This window comes from Ensifer sp. ENS02 (assembly GCF_014851885.1).
GTDB lineage: Bacteria > Pseudomonadota > Alphaproteobacteria > Rhizobiales > Rhizobiaceae > Ensifer > Ensifer adhaerens.
The window spans coordinates 192,369-212,859 of sequence record NZ_JACVAO010000004.1; the positions used below are offsets into that span (position 1 = coordinate 192,369).

At 63.4% G+C, this 20,491-nt stretch carries 19 protein-coding genes; 14 read left to right on the forward strand and 5 right to left on the reverse strand.

Annotated features, from left to right (window positions below; all coding sequences use genetic code 11):
• Nucleotides 1–125 precede the first annotated feature (125 nt).
• Nucleotides 126–1,031, forward strand: coding sequence for a LysR family transcriptional regulator (locus tag IB262_RS10500; protein ID WP_034787550.1), 906 nt, complete (start codon nt 126–128; stop codon nt 1,029–1,031).
• A 12-nt stretch (nt 1,032–1,043) separates the two neighbouring features.
• Here the strand turns inward: IB262_RS10500 and IB262_RS10505 are convergent, their stop codons facing one another.
• Complete coding sequence (locus IB262_RS10505) at nt 1,044–1,529, reverse strand: Lrp/AsnC family transcriptional regulator (RefSeq protein ID WP_034787553.1); 486 nt, start codon at nt 1,527–1,529, stop codon at nt 1,044–1,046.
• 143 nt (nt 1,530–1,672) lie between these two features.
• On the opposite strand from IB262_RS10505, the gene IB262_RS10510 reads away from it, so the two are divergent.
• The gene (locus IB262_RS10510) at nt 1,673–2,089 is read left to right on the forward strand and encodes a DUF2000 domain-containing protein (protein WP_034787556.1); all 417 of its coding nucleotides are present in this window, start codon (nt 1,673–1,675) and stop codon (nt 2,087–2,089) included.
• Nucleotides 2,090–2,399: 310 nt separating this feature from the next.
• The gene (locus tag IB262_RS10515) at nt 2,400–3,581 is read left to right on the forward strand and encodes an MFS transporter (RefSeq protein ID WP_051659102.1); all 1,182 of its coding nucleotides are present in this window, start codon (nt 2,400–2,402) and stop codon (nt 3,579–3,581) included.
• Between the two features lie 77 nt (nt 3,582–3,658).
• Here the strand turns inward: IB262_RS10515 and ycaC are convergent, their stop codons facing one another.
• On the reverse strand, nt 3,659–4,285 hold the full coding sequence (ycaC, locus tag IB262_RS10520) for an isochorismate family cysteine hydrolase YcaC (RefSeq protein ID WP_034787558.1): 627 nt from the start codon (nt 4,283–4,285) through the stop codon (nt 3,659–3,661).
• A gap of 140 nt (nt 4,286–4,425) precedes the next feature.
• Between ycaC and IB262_RS10525 the strand changes: the two genes are divergently transcribed.
• Together IB262_RS10525 and IB262_RS10530 are read left to right on the forward strand one after the other, a co-directional pair.
• The gene (locus IB262_RS10525) at nt 4,426–5,373 is read left to right on the forward strand and encodes a LysR substrate-binding domain-containing protein (protein WP_034787561.1); all 948 of its coding nucleotides are present in this window, start codon (nt 4,426–4,428) and stop codon (nt 5,371–5,373) included.
• Nucleotides 5,374–5,606: 233 nt separating this feature from the next.
• Nucleotides 5,607–5,900 carry a hypothetical protein gene (locus tag IB262_RS10530; RefSeq protein ID WP_034787562.1) on the forward strand — a complete coding sequence of 98 codons (294 nt, stop codon included), beginning with the start codon at nt 5,607–5,609 and terminating at the stop codon, nt 5,898–5,900.
• A gap of 36 nt (nt 5,901–5,936) precedes the next feature.
• On the opposite strand, the gene IB262_RS10535 is transcribed toward IB262_RS10530, so the two are convergent.
• Nucleotides 5,937–6,635 carry an aspartate/glutamate racemase family protein gene (locus tag IB262_RS10535; protein ID WP_034787565.1) on the reverse strand — a complete coding sequence of 233 codons (699 nt, stop codon included), beginning with the start codon at nt 6,633–6,635 and terminating at the stop codon, nt 5,937–5,939.
• A 222-nt stretch (nt 6,636–6,857) separates the two neighbouring features.
• Between IB262_RS10535 and IB262_RS10540 the strand changes: the two genes are divergently transcribed.
• The 5 genes from IB262_RS10540 to IB262_RS10560 all read left to right on the forward strand — a co-directional run bounded on the left by IB262_RS10540 (nt 6,858) and on the right by IB262_RS10560 (nt 12,066).
• Nucleotides 6,858–8,387 (forward strand): ABC transporter substrate-binding protein, encoded by a 1,530-nt coding sequence (locus IB262_RS10540; RefSeq protein ID WP_034787567.1) that lies wholly within the window; start codon nt 6,858–6,860, stop codon nt 8,385–8,387.
• Between the two features lie 115 nt (nt 8,388–8,502).
• Complete coding sequence (locus IB262_RS10545; protein ID WP_034787569.1) at nt 8,503–9,444, forward strand: ABC transporter permease; 942 nt, start codon at nt 8,503–8,505, stop codon at nt 9,442–9,444.
• Entirely contained in the window at nt 9,444–10,313 is an 870-nt protein-coding gene (locus IB262_RS10550) for an ABC transporter permease (RefSeq protein ID WP_034787571.1), read from the forward strand. The genes IB262_RS10545 and IB262_RS10550 overlap by 1 nt, the downstream gene beginning before the upstream one ends.
• Before the next feature lie 3 nt (nt 10,314–10,316).
• The gene (locus IB262_RS10555) at nt 10,317–11,528 is read left to right on the forward strand and encodes an amidohydrolase/deacetylase family metallohydrolase (RefSeq protein WP_034787575.1); all 1,212 of its coding nucleotides are present in this window, start codon (nt 10,317–10,319) and stop codon (nt 11,526–11,528) included.
• Nucleotides 11,529–11,574: 46 nt separating this feature from the next.
• Nucleotides 11,575–12,066, forward strand: coding sequence for a RidA family protein (locus IB262_RS10560; RefSeq protein ID WP_034787577.1), 492 nt, complete (start codon nt 11,575–11,577; stop codon nt 12,064–12,066).
• Between the two features lie 15 nt (nt 12,067–12,081).
• Here IB262_RS10560 and IB262_RS10565 read toward each other — a convergent pair whose 3' ends face one another.
• Nucleotides 12,082–12,888 carry an IclR family transcriptional regulator gene (locus IB262_RS10565; RefSeq protein ID WP_034787939.1) on the reverse strand — a complete coding sequence of 269 codons (807 nt, stop codon included), beginning with the start codon at nt 12,886–12,888 and terminating at the stop codon, nt 12,082–12,084.
• A gap of 202 nt (nt 12,889–13,090) precedes the next feature.
• Here IB262_RS10565 and IB262_RS10570 point away from each other — a divergent pair, with 202 nt between their 5' ends.
• A complete protein-coding gene (locus IB262_RS10570; RefSeq protein ID WP_034787581.1) occupies nt 13,091–14,290 on the forward strand; it encodes an aminotransferase class V-fold PLP-dependent enzyme in 1,200 nt (399 codons plus the stop codon).
• A 47-nt stretch (nt 14,291–14,337) separates the two neighbouring features.
• Nucleotides 14,338–16,173: an ABC transporter ATP-binding protein gene (locus IB262_RS10575; protein ID WP_034787584.1), complete on the forward strand. Its 1,836-nt coding sequence runs from the start codon at nt 14,338–14,340 to the stop codon at nt 16,171–16,173.
• Nucleotides 16,174–16,266: 93 nt separating this feature from the next.
• Here the strand turns inward: IB262_RS10575 and IB262_RS10580 are convergent, their stop codons facing one another.
• Nucleotides 16,267–16,743 (reverse strand): Lrp/AsnC ligand binding domain-containing protein, encoded by a 477-nt coding sequence (locus IB262_RS10580; RefSeq protein ID WP_034787587.1) that lies wholly within the window; start codon nt 16,741–16,743, stop codon nt 16,267–16,269.
• Between the two features lie 142 nt (nt 16,744–16,885).
• Here IB262_RS10580 and IB262_RS10585 point away from each other — a divergent pair, with 142 nt between their 5' ends.
• Together IB262_RS10585 and IB262_RS10590 are read left to right on the forward strand one after the other, a co-directional pair.
• Nucleotides 16,886–17,905, forward strand: coding sequence for a 1-aminocyclopropane-1-carboxylate deaminase (locus tag IB262_RS10585; protein WP_034787590.1), 1,020 nt, complete (start codon nt 16,886–16,888; stop codon nt 17,903–17,905).
• A gap of 50 nt (nt 17,906–17,955) precedes the next feature.
• On the forward strand, nt 17,956–20,343 hold the full coding sequence (locus IB262_RS10590) for a 1-deoxy-D-xylulose-5-phosphate synthase N-terminal domain-containing protein (RefSeq protein ID WP_034787602.1): 2,388 nt from the start codon (nt 17,956–17,958) through the stop codon (nt 20,341–20,343).
• Nucleotides 20,344–20,491: the final 148 nt, after the last annotated feature.

Consider the following 20,491-nt stretch of genomic DNA (forward strand, 5'->3'; position numbering starts at 1 on the left):
TGCTCCTAATTAAGGACATCTGTTATCCTTATGGATACAAGATATCCTTAATCGATGGACAGTAAAGCGCGCCGGGGGTAAACTCGGCGCATAAGGCTTATGTCGAAACGTTTGGGGGAAGCCGGATGGACATCGTTTCTGCGCTCAGAGCCTTCCTGCGGGTGGCGGAGACCGGCTCGTTTTCCGCGGCTGCCAACGATCTCGGCCTGACCCAGCCGGCGGTATCACGCCAGGTCTCGGCACTCGAGGAGCACCTGAGCATGCGTCTTCTGCACCGGACGACGAATGCGCTGGCGCTGACCGCCGAGGGGGAACACATGATCCCGATGGCGCTCAAAGTTGTCGAGGCGGTCGATGCTCTGAACGAGGCTTCCTGCGGCGAGACCGGCCTCGTGGCGGGCCGCGTGCGGCTCACCGTGCCCGCGCCGCTCGGGCTCTATCTGAGCGATCGCCTGGCCGCCCTGCTCGCCCGTCATCCGGGGCTTTCCGTAGAGATGTTGTTTCGCGAGGAACCATCGGAACTGGTTGGGGAGGGCATCGATCTGGAGGTTCGCTTGGGTCCGGTGTCGGAGGGCGGCCTGATCTGCCGGCGGATCGGCTGGACGACCGCGTTTCTGGTGGCGGCACCCGACTATCTGAACCGGCGCCCCGCGCCAAAGATTCCCGACGACGTCGGGAAGCATGAATGCATCTGCTACAGCCGCGCCGGCGACGGCCGCCAGTGGACGTTTTCCGACGGCTCCGGCGACGTTTTCGTGCGCATCGCGCCCCGGCTCGTCGCCAACAGTGCCGTGGCCGTGCATCGCGCGGTGCTCGCCGGCAACGGCCTTGCGATCCTCTCCCATATCCTGGCCTGCCCGGACATCGAGGCTGGCCGCTTGGTCAACGTCATGCCGGCATTCCCGCCGGCGCGCCTGCCGATCAGCGTCGTCTATCCCTCGCGCAGAAACGTGCCGCTACGCGTGCGCACCGTTCTCGATTTCCTTGTCCAGGTGGTCCGGGAAGACCCGCTGATGGCCTCCGCCTCCTGACCGTCGTTTGGGTCAGCGCTGGCCGGCCGAGGCGCGCAGGGGCAGCCCGCCATAGGCCTTGATCTCCTTCAGCACGAAGGTCGTCTGCATCTCCTTGATGCACGGCAGGCGCCGCACGACCTTCATGGCAAAATCCGAATAGGAATCGAGATCGGCAGAGACGACCTGGAGGAGAAAATCCGCATCGCCGGCAATGCTGTAGCAGGCAACGACGCTGTCGAGTTTCATCACCTCCTCGGCGAAGGCGTCCGCCTCCGCCTCCGTATGGCTGTCGATCTTTACCCGGATGAAGGCGAGCACCCCAAGGCCGATTTCCCGGCGATTGAGTACCGCCATGTAGCCCTGGATGACACCGTCGTCCTCCAGTTGCCGTACCCGCCGCCAGCAGGGCGAGGTCGACATGCCAACCTCCTCCGAAAGCGCCTGGTTGCTCAGGCGCCCGTCACTTTGCAGCGCGGTCAGGATCTTTACATCGGCGGGTGTCAGGGTGGCGGGCATCTTCTATCTTATTTTCGGCTCTATCGGGATGAATCTACCCCATCTTGGCAATTTCTCGCAACATCAGAAAGATACTGCCTCGCCACACGGTCTATTCTCCCGGCCGACAGCAGCCTTTGAGAAACAGAGAGGAAACAGACCACGTGCTTCAGGACACCCGCCTCGCCATCATCGTCAATCCCGAACTGACACCCGGTCATCTCGCCAACACGATCGCAGCGATCTGCATCGGCATCGGCTCGGCGATGCCCGGTCTCGGTAACCAGCGGCTGACGGACAGCAGGCAGAACACCATCGACATCAGCTCCAACCGGCCCGTGCCGATCCTCCAGGCCGATGGCGCAACGATCCGTGCACTGCTCCTGAAGGCACTGCCGAAAGAAGACGATCGTGTCGTCGTGCCGTTTCCAGCCTTCGCGCGTTCGCTGCACAGCTATGCGGACTACGAGACGCAATTTCCGGAACGGGATCTCGCGCAGGAGACGATTGACGGCGTCGGTCTTGCCGGCGACCTGAAGTGGGTCAGATCGCTGACGGGATCGCTGAAATTGCTGCGATAGGGCAAAAACACGCGCAACGGCACAGCGGGTCGGGGCCCGCCGCTTCCGGCGTGTACATTTTTTTCACCGGAACCAGACCAATGTCAGGATTGGTGGCGACACATTCGCAACACCAACAGCCATTCGCTCGGAAAGGCAGCGCTTTCCGACTTGACGGCCTCTTCTCGCCTTGACGGGACCCACCCTGCGCGACAAGCTCTGAAAACAATTTTCAGAATATCAGAATTCCTTCACATACCGCATCGGCTCGACGGCTCCCGCCCGCTGCCGAGGGTGCATCGCGCGACACGCTATCCGGGGAACAATGCGCATGACCAACCAACGGCTCATCATGCTGATCTTCTTCCTGCAACCGATCGCCTTCGGCGCCTGGCTGCCGCGTATTCCCGACGTGCAGCAAAGGCTCGGCCTCGGCCCGGCGGAACTGGCGATCGCGCTGCTCGGCATGCCCGTCGGCATTCTGCTGACCCTGCCGTTTGCCGGCCGTTTTGTCGCCTGGATCGGCGGCCGTGCGACCATCCTCTACGGCTTCGTCGTCTTTCTGGCGCTCGTCTGGCTACCGACATGGGCCCCGAACATCGAGGTGCTCTTCGTGGCGCTCGCCATCGTCGGCGCAGCGTTGACGACGCTCGAACTCGGCCTCAATGTCGAGGCCGACGCGATCGAGAAGCACTCCGGGCAGCTGATCATGAGCACCTGCCACGGCTTCTGGAGCCTCGGCATCATGACCGGCAGCCTGGTTGGCGTCGGCTTCGCGGCGCTGCACGTGGCACCGGAATGGGCGGTGCCGCTGACGGCGGCAGGCATGTTGCCGATCAGCGTCTACTTCGCCCGGAAGCTGCCGCTCCTGAAGACCGGCGAGGCCGCGGCTGCCGAAGCGGCGCCCTCCAGACGCAAGCTGCCGGGCTGGGCATTGCTTGGCGTCTGCTTCTTCGTCTTTGGCATCACCATGACCGAAGGCGCCGTCGCCGACTGGTCGGCGGTCTTCCTGCGCGACATCTTCGGGCTTTCCAGCGCCAGCGCCGGTTTCGGCTACTCGATCTTCGCCTTCATGGTGGCTGCCGGGCGCTTTGCCGGCGACCGGCTGAAGGCGAGCTACGGCCCGGTTGCGGTGGCACGTGCCTGCGGTATCGCCAGCATTAGCGGGCTCATTCTCGTGGTGGTAAGCCCCGCCGCCTGGGCAGCGCTTCTCGGCTTTTCTGCCATGGGCTTCGGCGTATCCGTCGGCTTTCCCTTCGCCGTCACCGCCGCTGCCGACCAGAAGGACCGGCCGGCGGCCGCGAGTGTCGCCATTCTGTCCTTCATCGCGCTGCTCGGCTTCCTGCTCGGGCCGCCGCTGATCGGCCTGATCGCCGAATACAGCGGCATGCGCTTCGGTCTTGGCGTGCTCGTGCCCTTCCTCGCCGTCAGCCTGCTCTTGACCGGCCGGCTCAAGCCCGCGGCCCGTCTGGACGTGCAAGACGACGCCCAGCAGGCCGCCAGCCGCGCATAAAGGCCACGGCAACAGACAACACGAAAAGCCCCGGCCATCCCAGGCCGGGGCTTTCGTCGTTCATCGTCTGGCGTGTCTTACTTGCGCGCCGCCATGGTGTTGTAGCTGGTGATGAGGTTGCGGTAGTCCGGGATGTGGTTCGAAAATAGCGTGCCGAGACCCTCGATGTCGTTGCGCCAGTCGCGATGCAGCTCACAGGCAACGCCGAACCAGGTCATCAGCTGAACGCCGGCGGCGGTCATGCGCGACCAGGCGGAATCGCGGGTCACCTCGTTGAAGGTGCCGGAAGCATCCGTCACCACGAAGACCTCGAAGCCTTCCTCGATCGCCGAAAGCGCCGGAAACGCCACGCAGACCTCGGTCACGACGCCGGCGATCAGCAGCTGCTTCTTGCCGGTGGCCTTCACCGCCTTGACGAAGTCCTCATTGTCCCAGGCGTTGATCTGGCCCGGACGGGGAATGAAGGGCGCATCGGGAAACTGTTCCTTCAGCTCCGGAACCAGCGGGCCGTTCGGGCCATCCTCGAAGCTGGTTGTGAGAACCGTCGGCAGCTTGAAGTACTTGGCGAGATCACCGAGCGCCAGGACATTGTTCTTGAACTTGTCCGGGTCGAAGTCGCGCACCAGCGACAACAGGCCGGTCTGATGGTCGACGAGCAGGACGGCAACATCATCCTTGTTGAGGCGTACGTAGGGCTTGGTCATCGGAAGTCCTTTCCTTCGTTTTGTTTTCATCACCGCCAGCGGCCTTCGTTGCCGATCTGCTGTGATTGAACGTAAGCTACTGCAGGACCGTTGCCGCCAAAAGATTGTGAATTTCGACGCAGCGTCCTATGAATAGAACGATGCAGGACCTGAACGACCTCTATTATTTTGTCCAAGTCGTGGATCATGGCGGCTTTGCGGCTGCGGCACGGGCAACCGGTACGCAGAAATCCCGGCTGAGCCGGCGCATTGCGATGCTGGAAGACCGGATCGGGGTTCGGCTGATCCAGCGTTCGCCGCGCCGGTTCTTCGTTACCGATGTCGGCCGCGAATATTACCAGCGCTGCGTCGCGGTGTTAATCGAGGCGGAAGCGGCCGATGCCTTCATCGCGCAGCATCAGGGAGAGCCGCAGGGCATCATCCGGGTGAGCTGCCCGACCGCATTGATCTCGTTCCAGTTCGGCCGGCTCTTTGCCCGGTTCATGACCGCCCATCCGCGGATCGGCCTGCAGCTGGAAAGCACCAACCGGCGCGTGGATGTGATCGCCGAAGGTTTCGACGTTTCGATCCGTGTCCGGTTCCCGCCGCTCGAAAAAAGCGAGCTGGTGATGCGCAAGCTCGACGACAGTTCGCAATATCTCGTCGCCAGGCCCGGATTTCTGAAGGCGCCGATCGCCGAGCCCGCGCAACTGACGGGATTGCCGAGTCTTGCCTGGACTTCGGCCACGCACACCTATGAATGGCGGCTGGAAAGCGCCGATGGAGAACGGGCCGTCATCCGCCACGAGCCACGTTTCCTGACCGACGATATGGCGGCGCTACGCGAAGCGGCGCTCGACGGCGCCGGCATCGTGCAACTGCCGACGATGATGATCTGGAAGGACCTGGCAGCCGGCACGCTGGTGCCCGTGCTGCCGCAATGGCGCCCGGCGTCCGGCGTCGTGCACGCCGTCTTTCCTTCGCGGCGCGGGCTACTGCCCTCCGTTCGCACCTTCATCGACTTTCTTGCCCAGGAATGCGCCGCCGATCGCCTGGCGATCGACGAAAGCCTGGCATGGCCGGCAAGGCCACCCCATATCACGGCCTAACGCATCCGGCGGTCAACGGGCTCCCTTGACGTGCTACCCCGGCGGCCGCCCTCCGCGGACCCATGCGCTGGCCGCATAGTAGCCATTCCTTGCATATCGCGCCGCAACGCACGATCTTATTGGAGAAGCCGCGTTCGACGCCGGCTCCCCTCCTGGACTCACCCCAGTCGTAGACTTTTCCCCCGGCTTCGGCCGGCGCGGCCATTTCGGCTTGAACAATAGGGAAGGTAATCATGCAGACAACTGCCAAAACTCCCGACGCCAAGACACTGGATGCCATGACGCTGGATGAACGCTCGAACATGATGGCGCTGGTAGCGGAAGCGCTCGAGGCAACGGCCGAGAAGGCCTACGAGATCGGCGACGACCGGTTCGCCGAGAACTCGATCAGCCTCGCCAACATCATCATCGGCTGTGCGGACGACCTGGTGGTCGGCGACTTGCCAGCCGCCGAACTGCTTTTGCAGCAGGGCATAGCACTTCTCAGCCTGTTTCCGGGCGAACCCCGGGAATTCACCTTGCACTAGCCCTTGCAACCACGGCCGACGGCCAGTCGGCCGTGGTCAGGCGTCCCCGAGCGCGAGGTCGACCGCAGCAAGCGCGTGGATCTCGGTCGTATCGAACACCGGGACCGGGCTATCAGCCTGTGAAATCAAAAGCATGATCTCGGTGCAGCCCATGATGATCGCTTCCGCGCCCGCATCGACAAGCCGCGCGATGATGGCGCGATAGGCGTCGCGCGAGCTGTCTTTGACGATACCGGCAACGAGTTCGCGGTAGATGATCTCGTGCACCTTCGCCCGGTCTTCCGCCTCCGGCACCAGCACATCGAGACCGAATTTTTCCGCCAAGCGACCTTTGTAGAAGTCCTGTTCCATGGTGAAGGCCGTTCCGAGCAGGCCGACTTTGCGAAGGCCCGCCGCCTTGATCTTCTCCGCCGTCGGGTCGGCGATATGCAGCAGCGGAATGGAGACGGCTGCCGAAACGTCCGCCGCCATCTTGTGCATGGTGTTGGTGCAGATCATCAGGAAATCGGCGCCGCCTGCCTCGAGACGTCGCGCTGCGGCGATCATCTCTCCCGTCAGGGCCGGCCAGTCGCCGTGATGCTGCAGGCGCTCGATCTCGCCGAAGTCCATCGACCACATCAGCGATTTCGCCGAGTGCACGCCGCCGAGGCGCGCGCGAACCGTCTCGTTGATGATGCGGTAATACTCCGCCGAGCTCTCCCAGCTCATGCCGCCGATCAGGCCGATGACCTTCATTCTCTTCTCCCTTTTCAATCCGGACTCCGGGCTAACAAATCCCGCGCCTTCGCGATAGCTCCCGCCCACTTATGCACCCTCCAGGACAAGGGTTCCGGCCCGCCGCTGCCGGCGGTTGTGACAAGACGACGACAGCCGGTTGACATTTCCGGCTTCGTGCCTTTTTATATTCCAAAATAAAGAACGACATAGCATAACTATGGAATATGAGGAGGAGCAAATATGAAATCGACTAAACTCGCATTGCTTATTGGAACCGCATTGGTGGCATCGGCAACTCTCGCCTTTGCGCAGGAAAAGGGCGGCGTGATCAACGTCGCGACGGTCGGTGAGCCGCCGACCCTCGACCCGATGGCATCGACGGCCGACCTCGTCGGCATAGTCTCGCAACACATCTTCGAGACGCTCTACACCTTCGACAAGGACTGGAAGCCGACCCCGCTTCTGGCGGCAGCACTTCCGGAGATCAGCGCCGACGGCAAGACCTACACGATCAAGCTGCGCTCGGGCGTCAAGTTCCACGACGGCACCGATCTCGACTCGAAGGACGTCGTCGCCTCGCTCGAGCGCTGGACCAAGGTCGCCTCGCGCGGCAAGCAGACGGCAACGACGATTTCCGGCATCGAAGCGATCGACCCGCTGACGGTGAAGATCTCGCTCACCACCCCTTACGCGCCGCTCGTTTCGCTGCTCGCCTTCAACAACTCCGCGGCGATCGTGCTTCCTTCCGAAAAGCAGGCCGAGCCGATGACTGATTTCGTCGGCACCGGCCCCTACCAGCTGAAGGAACGCAAGGCGGACCAGTACATCCAGCTCACCCGCTACGATGCCTACAAATCGCCGGAAGGCGAAGCCAACGGCTATGGCGGCGTCCGCCACCAATATGCCGACGAAATCCGCTTCGTGCCGGTTCCGGACCCGAACACCCGCGTCGAAGCGGCCGTTTCCGGCCAGTATGACTATGTCGATTCTCTGCCGGTCGAATCCTTCGAACGCGTCAAGGGTTCGAGCGCTTCCGAACCCGTCATGCTGCAGCCCTTCGGCTGGCCTGTCTTCGTCTTGAACTCCGGCAACGGCATGACCAAGAACCTCGACCTGCGCAAGGCGATCCGCGCTTCGCTCAGCATGGAAGACATGATGGCGGCAGCCTTCGGCACCACAGACTTCTATGCGCTCGACGCCGCTCTCTACCCGTCGCAGTTTACCTGGCGGACCGATGCCGGCACCGAAGGCGCCTACAACATCGCCGATGCGGAAAAGGCTGGCGAACTCCTGAAGGCCGCCGGCTACAAGGGTGAGCCGCTGCGCATCCTGACGAGCCGCCAGTATGAGTTCCATTACAAGATGGCGCAGGTCGCGGCCGAGTATCTGAAGCTCGCCGGCTTTACCGTCGATCTGCAGGTGGTCGACTGGGCGACGCTGACCCAGCGCCGTGCCGACCCGACGCTCTGGGACATCTACATCACCCACAGCCCCTTCCTGCCGGAACCGGCCCTCATCGGCATGATGTCGACCAAGGCGCCCGGCAACTGGGATACGCCGGCGCGCGCCAAGGCGGTCGATGCCTTCAACGCCGAATCCGACTCGGCCAAGCGCGTGGCGCTGTGGGCAGACGTGCAGAAGGTGATCTTCGAGGAAGTGCCATTCATCAAGATCGGCGACTTCAACGCGCTTTCGGCGAAGTCGAAGTCGCTCGACGGCGTCTCGCCGGCCCCGTGGCCGTACTTCTGGAACGCTTCGATCAAGAAGTAAGCTCCCCCTCCCAAGGGACTTCGGCGGGCAGCCGGGCCATGCGCCTGGCGCCCGCTCGAAGGGGCGCGTCACTCCACCCTTGCGGCGGAGCGCACAGGAAAGGTTCGAGGCCACCATGTTACGCTACATCTTCCAACGGTTGATGGGCATGATCGTCGTCATGGCGATTGTCGTCACGATCGTCTTCGTCATCGTCCGCGTGACGCCCGGCGATCCCGCCGCCGTCATGCTCGGTCCGGAAGCAACCCAGGAAGACATTACGGCGCTGCGCAGCCGGCTTGGCCTCGACCAGTCGCTCGGCCTGCAATATGTTTACTATATCGGACAACTGCTGCAGGGCGATCTCGGCCAGTCGATCTTCCTCAACCAGCCGGTCACGTCAGCACTGGCGGAGCGTGCCGAGCCGACCTTCTTCCTGACCCTGTTCTCAATCGTCATCGCCTGCGCCATCGCGCTGCCGATCGGCATCTATGCCGCCTACAGGCGCGGCTCCTTCGTCGACCAGGCGGCAACAACGCTTGCCATGCTCGCCGCCAGCATACCGAGTTTCTGGCTTGGCCTGATCCTGATCCAGGTCTTTGCCGTGCGTTTCGGCTGGTTCCCGGTCTCCGGCTATGGCGGCCCCGGATCCTCCTTCACCGAGCGCATGTATCACCTGACCTTGCCGGCGATCGCGCTCGGCGTCGTCTCCTCGGCGCTGATCCTGCGCTTTACCCGTGCATCGATGCTCGACGTGCTCGGCGACGATTTCATCCGCACCGCCCGCGCCAAAGGCCTCGGCGAACGCAAGGTGGTGATGAAGCACGCACTGAAAAACGCGCTGATCCCGATCCTGACGATCATTGGCCTCACCGCCGCCGTGCTGATCTCGGGTGCGGTTGTCACGGAAACCGTCTTTGGCCTGCCCGGCGTCGGCAATCTCGTCGTCTCCGCCGTGCTTCGCCGCGACTATCCCGTCATCCAGGGCGCGCTGCTCGTCATTGCCGCGCTCTACGTGCTGATCAATTTCGTGATCGACATGCTCTATCTCCTCGTTGATCCAAGGGTGCGCTACTGATGTCTATCACCGTATCTGCCCCCACCGAGAGCGAAGGCCGCAAGTTCGTCCGCCGGCTGTTGAAGCGCAAAACCGTTGCCTTCGGCCTGATCGTGCTCACCGTCTTCGTGCTGCTTGCCGTCTTCGCGCCGCTGATCGCACCCTATGCGCCCGGCAAGCTGTCGATCGTCAACCGGCTGCAGCCGCCGAGCCTGCAATGGTTCTTCGGCACCGACGAGTTCGGCCGCGATGTCTTCTCCCGCACCATCTATGCCGGCCGATTGTCGCTGCTTGTCGGTGCGGCGGTCGTCACGCTTGCAACCGTGATCGGCGTCGTGCTCGGTCTGCTCGCCGGCTTCTTTCCGAAGCTCGACACGCCGATCGCCCGCGTCATCGACGCGATGATGGCCTTCCCGGACATCCTGCTTGCGATCGCGCTGGTCGCGGCCTTGGGCCCCTCGCTGACGACCGTCATCATCGCGCTCAGCATCGTCTATGCGCCGCGGCTCGCCCGCGTGGTGCGCGCCTCGACACTGGTCATCCGCGAGCTTCCTTATGTCGAGGCGGCCCGCGCGCTCGGGATCTCGACGCCACACATCATGACGCGTCACGTGCTGCGCAATCTGCTTTCGCCCGTCCTCGTGCAGGGCACCTTCCTCTTCGCCCATGCGATGCTTGCCGAAGCCGGGCTTTCCTTCCTCGGCGTCGGCGTCAGCCCGGAAATCCCGACCTGGGGCACGATGATCGCCTCGGGGCGTCAATATATCGGCCAGGCCGACTGGGTAACGCTCTTCCCCGGCATCGCCATCGTGCTTTCGGTCTTGTCGCTGCAGATGGTCGGTGACGGCCTGCGCGATATGCTCGATCCCCGCCTCAGAAAGGACCTGTAAGTCATGACGACCGCAACATCGAACGCCGGTCCGGTGCTGATCCGGCAGGTGAAGCCCGTCGCCTTCGGCATGGCCGCGCCGGCTGAAACCACCGACATCCTCGTCGACGACGAAGGCCGCATCGCAGCCCTCGGCCCGAACCTGGAGGCATCAGGCGACGTGCGTCGCATAGAGGGCAAGGGCGCCTGGATCTCGCCCGGCTGGATCGACCTGCACGCCCACGTCTGGCACGGCGGCACCGACATTTCTGTGCGCCCGCAGCTTTGCGGCATGGAGCGCGGCGTCACCACGATCGTCGACGCGGGTTCGGCCGGTGAAGCCAATTTCCACGGCTTTCGCGAATACATCATCGAGCCGTCGCGCGAGCGCATCAAGGCGTTCCTCAATCTCGGCTCGATCGGGCTTGTCGCCTGCAACCGCGTCAGCGAACTCTCCGACATCCGCTCGATCGACATCGACCGTATCATCGCCTGCTACCAGGAAAACCGCGAGCACATCGTCGGCCTGAAGGTGCGCGCCAGCCACGTCATCACCGGTTCCTGGGGCGTGACGCCGGTGAAGCTCGGCAAGAAGATCGCCAAAATCCTGAAGATCCCTGTCATGGTGCATGTCGGCGAGCCGCCGGCGCTCTATGACGAGGTTCTGGAAATCCTCGGGCCCGGCGACATCGTCACCCATTGCTTCAACGGCAAGGCCGGTTCCAGCATCATCGAGGACGAGGACCTGTTTGAGCTTGCCGAACGCTGCGCCGGCGAAGGCATCCGCCTCGACATCGGCCACGGCGGCGCCTCGTTCTCCTTCCGCGTGGCGGAAGTGGCGATCGCCCGCGGTCTGCTCCCCTTCTCGATCTCCACCGACGTGCACCTGCGCAGCATGAACCAGTCCGTCTGGGACCTGGGCACCACCATGTCGAAGCTCTTGAGCGTCGGCATGCCTTTCGAAAAGGTGGTCGAGGCCGTGACCCAAGCGCCCGCCTCGGTCATCCGCCTGCCGATGGACAATCTGCTTACCGTCGGCGCCCGCGCCGAATTCACCCTCTTCGACCTCGTCGATAGCGAGCTTCGGGTCTTCGATTCACTCGGCGCCGAAGCGCACCTCAACCGCCTCTTCGAGCCGCGCTACGCGGTCATGGGCACCCACGTGGTTGCCGCCAATCGTTACCAGCCGCAGCATATCGAGTGCCCGGACCACAGCCACGGCTTCAGCTACCGCTAAGCCAGGGCGACAGAATACAGAAATGACAGGACAACGCGTGAACAGTATGGACCCGAAAAACGACAGCCCCGTCGCTGTCTCACCCTACGAACGCCTTCAGGCCCTCGGCATCAACCTGCCGCCTGCGCCACCGCCGATCGCCAATTTCGTGACGCATGTGCGCGAAGGCAACATCCTGTATCTCTCCGGCCAGGGCCCACGCGAGCCCGACGGTCATCTCTACGCCGGCAAGGTCGGCGGCGATGTCGACATCGACAGCGCCTATGACCACGCACGGTTAACCGGCATCAACCTGCTTGCGGTCATGCATGATGCGCTCGGAGACCTCGGAAAGGTCAAGCGCATCGTCAAGATCCTGGGCATGGTCAATGCCGTTCCGGATTTTGCCGAACATCCGCGCGTCATCAACGGCTGCTCGGACCTGATGATGGACGTTTTTGGAGCGGCCGGCAGCCATGCGCGCTCGGCGGTGGGTTTCGGGTCGTTACCCGGCAACATCACCGTCGAGATCGAGGCGATCGTCGCTCTGCACGAGTGACGACGGGAGGTCGGATCAGTGGCTGCGCCAGCCCATCATTTTTTCGATCCGCTCGGCGGAAACCCTGACGTGATCGGCGTAGAACGCCCGGTCGTCGAGGATTTTCTGCTCGGGCAGGACGATCGAGATCGTGGCAGCGCAATTGCCCTTATCGTCGAGGATCGGGGCTGCGACGCAGGCGACGGCATAGTCGGATTCGCCCGCCTGGATCGACAGCCTTGCGGAAAGCGCGCTTTCAGCCTGGGCGGAGAGCGCGGCCGGATCGATATCGGCGCGGCCGGTCGGCGAGGTTCGTGCGCAGCGGCGGAACAGCTCCAGCCGTTCGTCGGCGGGCAGATGCCCCACCAGAAGACGGCCCGACGCCGTCCAGTTGAGCGGCACGCGGGTACCGACGCGCGAGGTCACCTGGAAATGGCCGGGACCATCGGCCATGGCGAGCACCTGCATGTAGTCGCCGTCGCGGCCGCAAAGCTGGATCGTCTCGGCAACTTCACGGCCGAGGTCGTGCATCTCGCGGGTGGCGACGCCGAGGAAATCGAGCGAGCGGGCATAGGCAAGGCCATAGTGATAGAGCCGGTCGCCGAGCCAGACGAGCCCATCGGCATCGCGGCTAAGCAGGTTCTTTTCGACCATGTCGTCGACGATGACATAAGCGGTCGACAGCGGCGCGCCGACAGCCTTGGCAATCGCGTAGACGCCACTCGGGGAACCCGTCTCATAAAGGAAATCGAGCACCTGCAAGGCGCGATCCATGCCGCTCACGCGCGAGCGGCGCGGCTTGCCGGTCGTTTCCATATCGTCGGTCGGCTCGACGCCGGTCATCGTCTTGTCCACTGCTTCACTCCTGCACCGCTCGAAGGGCGTGCTGCCGGTAAAATCTCGGCTTCCGCTGCCGCCGCGCCGCCGATGGCGGCCGCGTCAGATAGCGCAAAGCCTCACTCATACTTCATTACTATGGTAGATATTCCGCGAAGACGGAATAGTCTACCCGCTTCGACCGCCAGAAAATCATATGGAGACCACTATGCCTGACCGTGACATTCGCGAAGCTCTCGGACTTCGTCCCGTTATCAACGTCTCCGGCACGATGACCAGCCTCGGCGCATCGATCGTGGTCCCGGAAGCGATCGCGGCCATGACAGGCATACTGCCGCAGTTCGTCGAGATCAACGACCTGCAGCGCAAGGTGAGCCCGGTGATTGCTCGGCTGACGGGTGCCGAGGCCGGCTTCATCACGGCGTCCTGCTCCGCCGGCATCAGCCTCGCCATTGCCGGCACCATGACCGGAAGCGACCTTGCCGCCATCGAGCGCCTGCCGGATACGACCGGCCTCAAGAATGAAGTCATTCTGCAGATGGGCCATGTGGTCAGCTACGGCGCGCCCGTCGACCAGGCGATCCGGCTTGCCGGCGCCAAGCCGGTGATCGTCGGCCAGGCGACGTCGGCCTATCGCTACCATATCGAAGGCGCGATCAACGAGCGCACCGCTTGCGCCGTCTACGTCGTCTCGCATCACGTGGTGCAATACGGTCTCGTCGGCCTCAGGGAATTTGCCGAGGTCTGCCATTCGAAGGGTGTGCCGGTCATCGTCGACGCCGCTTCCGAATACGACCTGCGCATCTTCCTCGATGAGGGCGCCGACATCGTGCTCTATTCCGGCCACAAGTTTCTGGGCGGCCCGACCTCCGGCATCGTCGCCGGCAAAAAGGAAATGGTGCGCAACACCTTCCTGCAGAACCTCGGCATCGGCCGCGGCATGAAGGTGGGCAAGGAAAGCATGCTCGGCGTGATGGCGGCACTTCAAGCCTGGGAAACCCGCGACCATGCCGGCATCCGCGAGCGCGAAACCGGTTACCTGAACCTCTGGCGCGAGACGCTCGACGGCCGTCCCGGCATCAAGCCGGTGATCGAGGCCGACCCGACCAACAACCCGCTCGACCGGCTGCGCGTCAACATCGACCCGCAGGAAGCCCATATCACCGCCTGGGATCTCGCCGATGCGCTGGCCCGCGGCGCGCCGCCGATCATCGTGCGAGACCACGAGGCCGAGCACAATTACTTCTACCTCGACCCCTGTAACCTGCATCCGGGCCAGGAGAAGATCGTCGCCAGCCGCCTCGCCGAGGAGCTCGACAAGGCGAGAGCCTCGAACGAGATCATCGCCACGTCGCTCGCCGAACGCAACGCACGCCGCTTCGCCGGCCTGCTGCGCTGGCCCGACTGACCCGACGACCAACTAAGATACGCGCAGCATCTGACGGAGGAAACGAGATGACCGAGACCAAAGCCCAGCCGGACCGTTCGACGGCGCCCGTTCTCTCCGTCGAGAACCTGACGACCTCTTTCCTGGTCGACGGCGCCTGGAAGCCTGTCGTCCGGGACATATCGTTTACCGTCGCGCCCGGCGAAACCGTGGCGATCGTCGGCGAATCCGGCTCGGGCAAGAGCGTCACTTCGCTCTCGATCATGCGGCTCCTGCAGAAGGAGACGAGCCGCGTCGAAGGGCGGGTGATGATGGGCGGGCGCAACATCCTCGACTTGCCGGAATCTGAGATGCGCCGCGTGCGCGGCAACGATGTCGCGATGATCTTCCAGGAGCCGATGACCAGCCTCAATCCGCTGTTCACCATCGGTGACCAGATCTCCGAGGCCCTTCTCTGCCACAGGCCAATGTCGAAGGCCGACGCCCGGGCGGAAACCATCCGATTGCTCGAAAAGGTCCGCATTCCCTCCGCCGCCTCGCGCTTCGACGAATACCCGCACCGCTTCTCCGGCGGCATGCGCCAGCGCGTGATGATCGCCATGGCGCTCGCGAGCCGGCCGAAGCTCCTGATCGCCGACGAGCCGACGACGGCGCTCGACGTCACCATCCAGGGCCAGATCCTCGACCTGATCAAGGTGTTGCAGGAGGAGGAAGGCACCTCGGTGCTCTTCATTACCCACGACATGGGCGTGGTCGCCGAAATCGCCGACCGCACGGTGGTGATGTTCCGCGGTGACGCGGTCGAGACCGGCAACACCGAGGACATCTTCCTTCGGGCGAAACACCCCTATACCCGCGCACTGCTCTCGGCCGTGCCGATGCTCGGCTCGATGAAGGGCGAAAGCCAGCCGATGCGTTTTCCCGTCATCGACGCCGCGACCGGGCTGCCTTCGGCGACGGCGGAAGCCACCGATACGGTCCAGGCCGGCCGCAAGCCGATCCTCGAGGTCAAGAACCTCGTCAAGCGCTTCGACATCCACGCCGGCTTGCTCGGCAAGCTCAAAGGCCGCGTCCACGCCATCGAGAACGTCTCCTTCAGTCTGCAGCCGGGCGAGACGCTGTCGCTCGTCGGCGAATCCGGCTGCGGCAAGTCGACGACCGGCCGGGCCATCATGCGGCTGATCGAGCCGGAAAGCGGCTCCGTGGCGCTCGACGGCCAGGACGTCCTCAAAATGGATCGCAGGCAGCTGCGCGAAATGCGCCGCACCATGCAGATGATCTTTCAGGATCCTTTCGCGAGCCTCAATCCGCGCATGACGGTGGGCGCCGCGATCGCCGAACCCTATCTCGAACACAAGCTCGGCACGGCACGGCAGGCGCGTGAGAAGGTCGCCGACCTGCTCGAACGCGTCGGACTGCAGGCCGACATGGCCGCCCGCTACCCGCACGAGTTCTCCGGCGGCCAGCGCCAGCGCGTCTGCATCGCACGCGCCTTGGCGCTCGACCCGAAGCTGATCGTCGCCGACGAGTCTGTTTCGGCACTCGACGTCTCGATCAAGGCACAGGTCATCAACCTCTTGCTCGACCTGCAGGCGAGCCTCGGCCTTGCCTATCTTTTCATCTCGCACGACATGGCCGTCGTCGAGCGCGTCAGCCACCGGGTCGCCGTGATGCATCTCGGCGAGATCGTCGAAATCGGCTCGCGTGCGCAGGTTTTCGAGAATCCGCAGCATCCCTATACGAAGAAGCTGATGGCCGCCGTCCCAATCGCCGATCCGACCCGTCGCCATGCGCGCCGCAATGTCGCGAGCGACGAGCTGAAGAGCCCCTTGCGCGCGCCCAACTACGTTCCGGAAACGCGGCGCTTTCAGCAGGTCGCAGACGATCACTTCGTCCAGGTCTGACCGGGTTGCACCTATCGGGCCGCATCCGGCACGCTGAAGACGTACCGGGTCTCGCGTGCCCTTCGATGCGAAAGGCCAATCGTTCGACGACCGTCAGAACGGCAGCCGGGCGTTCTCCTTGACTTCCTTCATCACAAAGAAGGTGCGCGTCTGGCGTACCCCCGGTAGCGCAATCAGCTTCTGACCGTGCAGTTTGTTGAAGTCCGCCATGTCTCGGACCCGGATTTTCAAAAGATAGTCGAAGTCGCCAGCAACGAGATTGCAGTCGAGCACTTCCTTCATCTCCAGCACCGCGCCCTCGAAGGCCGCAAAGCTCTCGGGCGTCGAACGATCGAGCACAACGCCGACCATCACCAACGCTCCGAGACCGACCGCTGCCGGCGCGACCTCCGCCCTCACACCGGTGATATGACCCTCTTCGAACAACCTCTGTGTTCGCCGATGACAGGTCGCCGGACTGACGTTTACCCGCTCGGCAAGGTCGGCGTTGGTCAGCCGTCCTTCGGATTGCAGGGCACGCAGGATCTTGAGATCGATCCGGTCAAAATCATCATCGGAAGAATCTTTCATTATCTATCCCGTTTATTGAAGAAAATCAAAACTTGATCGGAATTGTATTCTATCCAGCGAAATTTTGACAGCAATTTAGAGAGCACCTTTCACGAGAATTCGCCTATCCTTCTCCTACAATTTTCACACGGAGGCCTGGATCATGTCACTGCTTGAGAAGTTCGAACGCTACCCCCTCACCTTCGGCCCGACGCCGATCGAGCATCTGCCGCGACTGACGGCGGCGCTCGGCGGAAAGGTCGCGATTTACGCCAAACGCGACGACTGCAATTCCGGCCTCGCCACGGGCGGCAACAAGCTCCGGAAGCTTGAGTATATCGTGCCCGACGCAATCGCTTCGGGCGCCGATACGCTGGTCTCGATCGGCGGCGTGCAGTCGAACCACACCCGCATGGTCGCCGCCACTGCTGCCAAGATCGGCATGAAATGCGTCGTCATCCAGGAAAAATGGGTGCCGCACTATGATGCGGTCTATGACCGCGTCGGCAACATCCTGATGACACGGCTGATGGGGGCGGACAGTCGACTCGTCGACGACGGTTTCGACATCGGTATTCGGAAGAGCTGGGAAGATGCGATCCAGTCGGTTAAGGATGCCGGCGGCAAGCCCTACCCGATCCCGGCCGGCGCCTCGGTGCACAAGTATGGCGCACTCGGCTACGTCGGCTTTGCCGAAGAGGTGGCGGCACAGGAAAAGGAGCTCGGCTTCACCTTCGACTACATCGTCGTCTGCGTCGTCACCGGCTCCACCCAGGGCGGCATGATCGTCGGCTTTGCCGCACAGGACCGCGCCAATCGGGTGATCGGCATCGACGCATCGGGCACGCTCGAGCAGACCCGCTCCCAGGTTCGAAAGATCGTCGACTCGACGGCCGAACTGGTTCGCCTCGGCAGGGCGATCCGCGAAGACGAGATCGTGATCAATCCCGATTACGCCTATCCCGCCTATGGCGTACCATCAGAGGAAACCAACGAGGCGATCCGGCTCGCGGCTCGCACCGAAGCGATGATTACCGACCCTGTCTATGAGGGCAAATCCATGCAGGGGATGATCGACCTTACCCGCAAGGGATTCTTCCCGGAGGGGTCTCGCGTTCTCTACGCCCACCTCGGCGGCGCACCGGCGCTCAACGGCTACAGCTACTACTACAAGGACGGCTGAGTCCTTGGCCTAGACTGTCACCTTACGTCCTTCTCCATCGGAACCTGGCGATGACCGACACGACCCATCTGAAGACCATTGAAAAGCGCCTGCTCTGGCTCTCCCACTGGATGATCCATCACGCCAACCACATCCGGCCGAAGGTCGACGGCATCAAGACTGGGGGGCATCAGGCCAGTTGCGCCTCGGTCGTCTCGATCATGACCGCGCTCTATTTCTCGGCGCTCAGGCCGGAGGATCGTGTTGCCGTCAAGCCGCATGCGGCGCCGGTCTTCCACGCGATGCACTATCTGATGGGCCGACAGACGCGCGAGAAACTTGAGAACTTCCGCGGCTTTGGCGGGGCGCAGAGCTATCCGAGCCGGACCAAGGATGTCGACGATGTCGATTTTTCGACCGGCTCGGTCGGTCTCGGCGTCGGCATCACCGCGCTCGCCTCGATCGTCCAGGATTTCGTCCGTGCCAAACAATGGGGCGAGGGCAAGATCGGCCGCATGGTCGCGCTCGTCGGCGATGCCGAGCTTGACGAAGGCAACGTCTACGAGACGCTGCAGGAGGGCTGGAAGAACGACCTCAGGAACTGCTGGTGGATCATCGACTATAACAGGCAGTCGCTCGACGGGATCGTGCGCGAGGGCCTGTTCGAGCGCGTCGAGAAAATCTTCGACGCCTTCGGCTGGGACGTGGTGCGGGTGAAATATGGCGTGCTACAGCGCGCGGCCTTTGCCGAACCGGGCGGCGAGAAGCTGCGCGACTGGATCGACGGTTGCTCCAATCAGGACTATGCGGCGCTGACTTTCATGGGCGGTGCCGTCTGGCGCAAGCGGCTTGCCGACGATCTTGGCGACCAGGGTGACGTCTCGGCGCTCATCGAGCGGCGCAGCGATGCCGAGCTTTCAGCGCTGATGGAGAACCTCGGTGGCAACTGCGTCGAGACGATGGCCGAAACCTTCGCAGCGATCGACCATGATCGGCCGACCTGCTTCCTTGCCTATACCATCAAGGGCTGGAGCACGCCGATTGCCGGCCACAAGGACAATCACGGTGGCCTGATGACGACGACCCAGTTCGCCGAATGGCAGGCGCATATGGGTGTCGGGCGCGGCGAGGAATGGGAGCCTTTCGCCGGAGTGGCGGATCGTCAAGCGCTCCAGGCGTTCCTCGCCGCGGTCCCTTTCTTTGCCGAAGGCATACGCCGCCACGCCGAGCACCGGCTCGAGGTGCCGCCGATCGCGTTTGAGACCCAGCGCGAGGTGTCGACGCAGATGGCCTTCGGCAAGATCCTCGACGATCTCGCCAAGGGCAAGTCGGACCTGGCCGAACGCATCCTCACGACGTCGCCCGATGTCACCGGCACCACCAGTCTTGGCGCTTGGGTCAACCGGCGCAAGCTCTTTGCCCGCCAGCCGCTCGCCGACGCCTTCATCGAGCACCGCATTCCATCGACGGCAAAGTGGGAGTTCACTCCGGAGGGCCAGCATGTGGAACTCGGCATCGCCGAGATGAATCTGTTCCTATTGCTCGGCGCCGCCGGCCTCAGCCATTCGCTCTTCGGGAAAAGGCTGATCCCGATCGGCACTGTCTATGACCCCTTCGTCTGCCGCGGCCTCGATGCGCTCAACTATGCCTGCTACCAGGACGCCCGCTTCATGATCGTCGGCACGCCCTCGGGCGTGACGCTGGCGCCCGAAGGGGGCGCGCACCAGTCGATCGGCACGCCGCTGATTGGGATCAGCCAGGACGGACTGGCAGCGTTCGAACCAGCCTTTGCAGACGAACTCGCCGTCATCATGGAATGGGCCTTCGACTACATGCAGCGCGATGGCGACAACGATCCGGACGAGCGCACCTGGCTGCGCGACGAGACCGGCGGCTCCGTCTATCTGAGGCTCACCACCAAGCCGCTCGAACAGCCGCTGAAGCGCGTCGACGATGATTTTGGCCAGGGTTCAATCGACGGCGCCTATTGGCTGCGCAAGCCAGGGCCAAACTGCGATGTCGTCATTGCCTACCAGGGTGCGGTGGCCGACGAGGCGATTGCCGCTGCCGGACTTATAGGCGAGGTCCGCCGCGACATTGGCGTGCTCGCCGTCACCTCGGCTGACCGTCTCAATGCCGGTTGGACGGCCGCCCAGCGCGAACGGGCCCGTGGCAACCCCCGTGCGAAAAGCCATATCGAGCGGCTGCTCGATCCGCTGCCCGGCCACTGCGCGATCGTCACCGTGCTCGATGGCCATCCGGCAGCGCTCTCGTGGCTCGGTGCCGTCGCCGGCCACCGCACCATCGCGCACGGCGTGGAACATTTCGGCCAGACCGGCACGATCGGCGATCTCTACCGCCACTTCCGGCTCGACCGCAACGCGCTCGCGGCATCCGCAATGGCGCTGACGGCAGGCCGGCGAACCGCTGCCGGACAAGCGGCTCTCCTCTTACCATAGTTCGGCAATCGCCGTCCGAACTATCGAAGACGCACCATCATGCGCCGCGGACCCCGCGGCCAGAGCATGCGTGCGCCTTCCAAAATCCAGAAGCGTCACCCGAAGAAGACGCCGCTTGTCGGGGAACAATCACTCCGCTCTCAAGGAA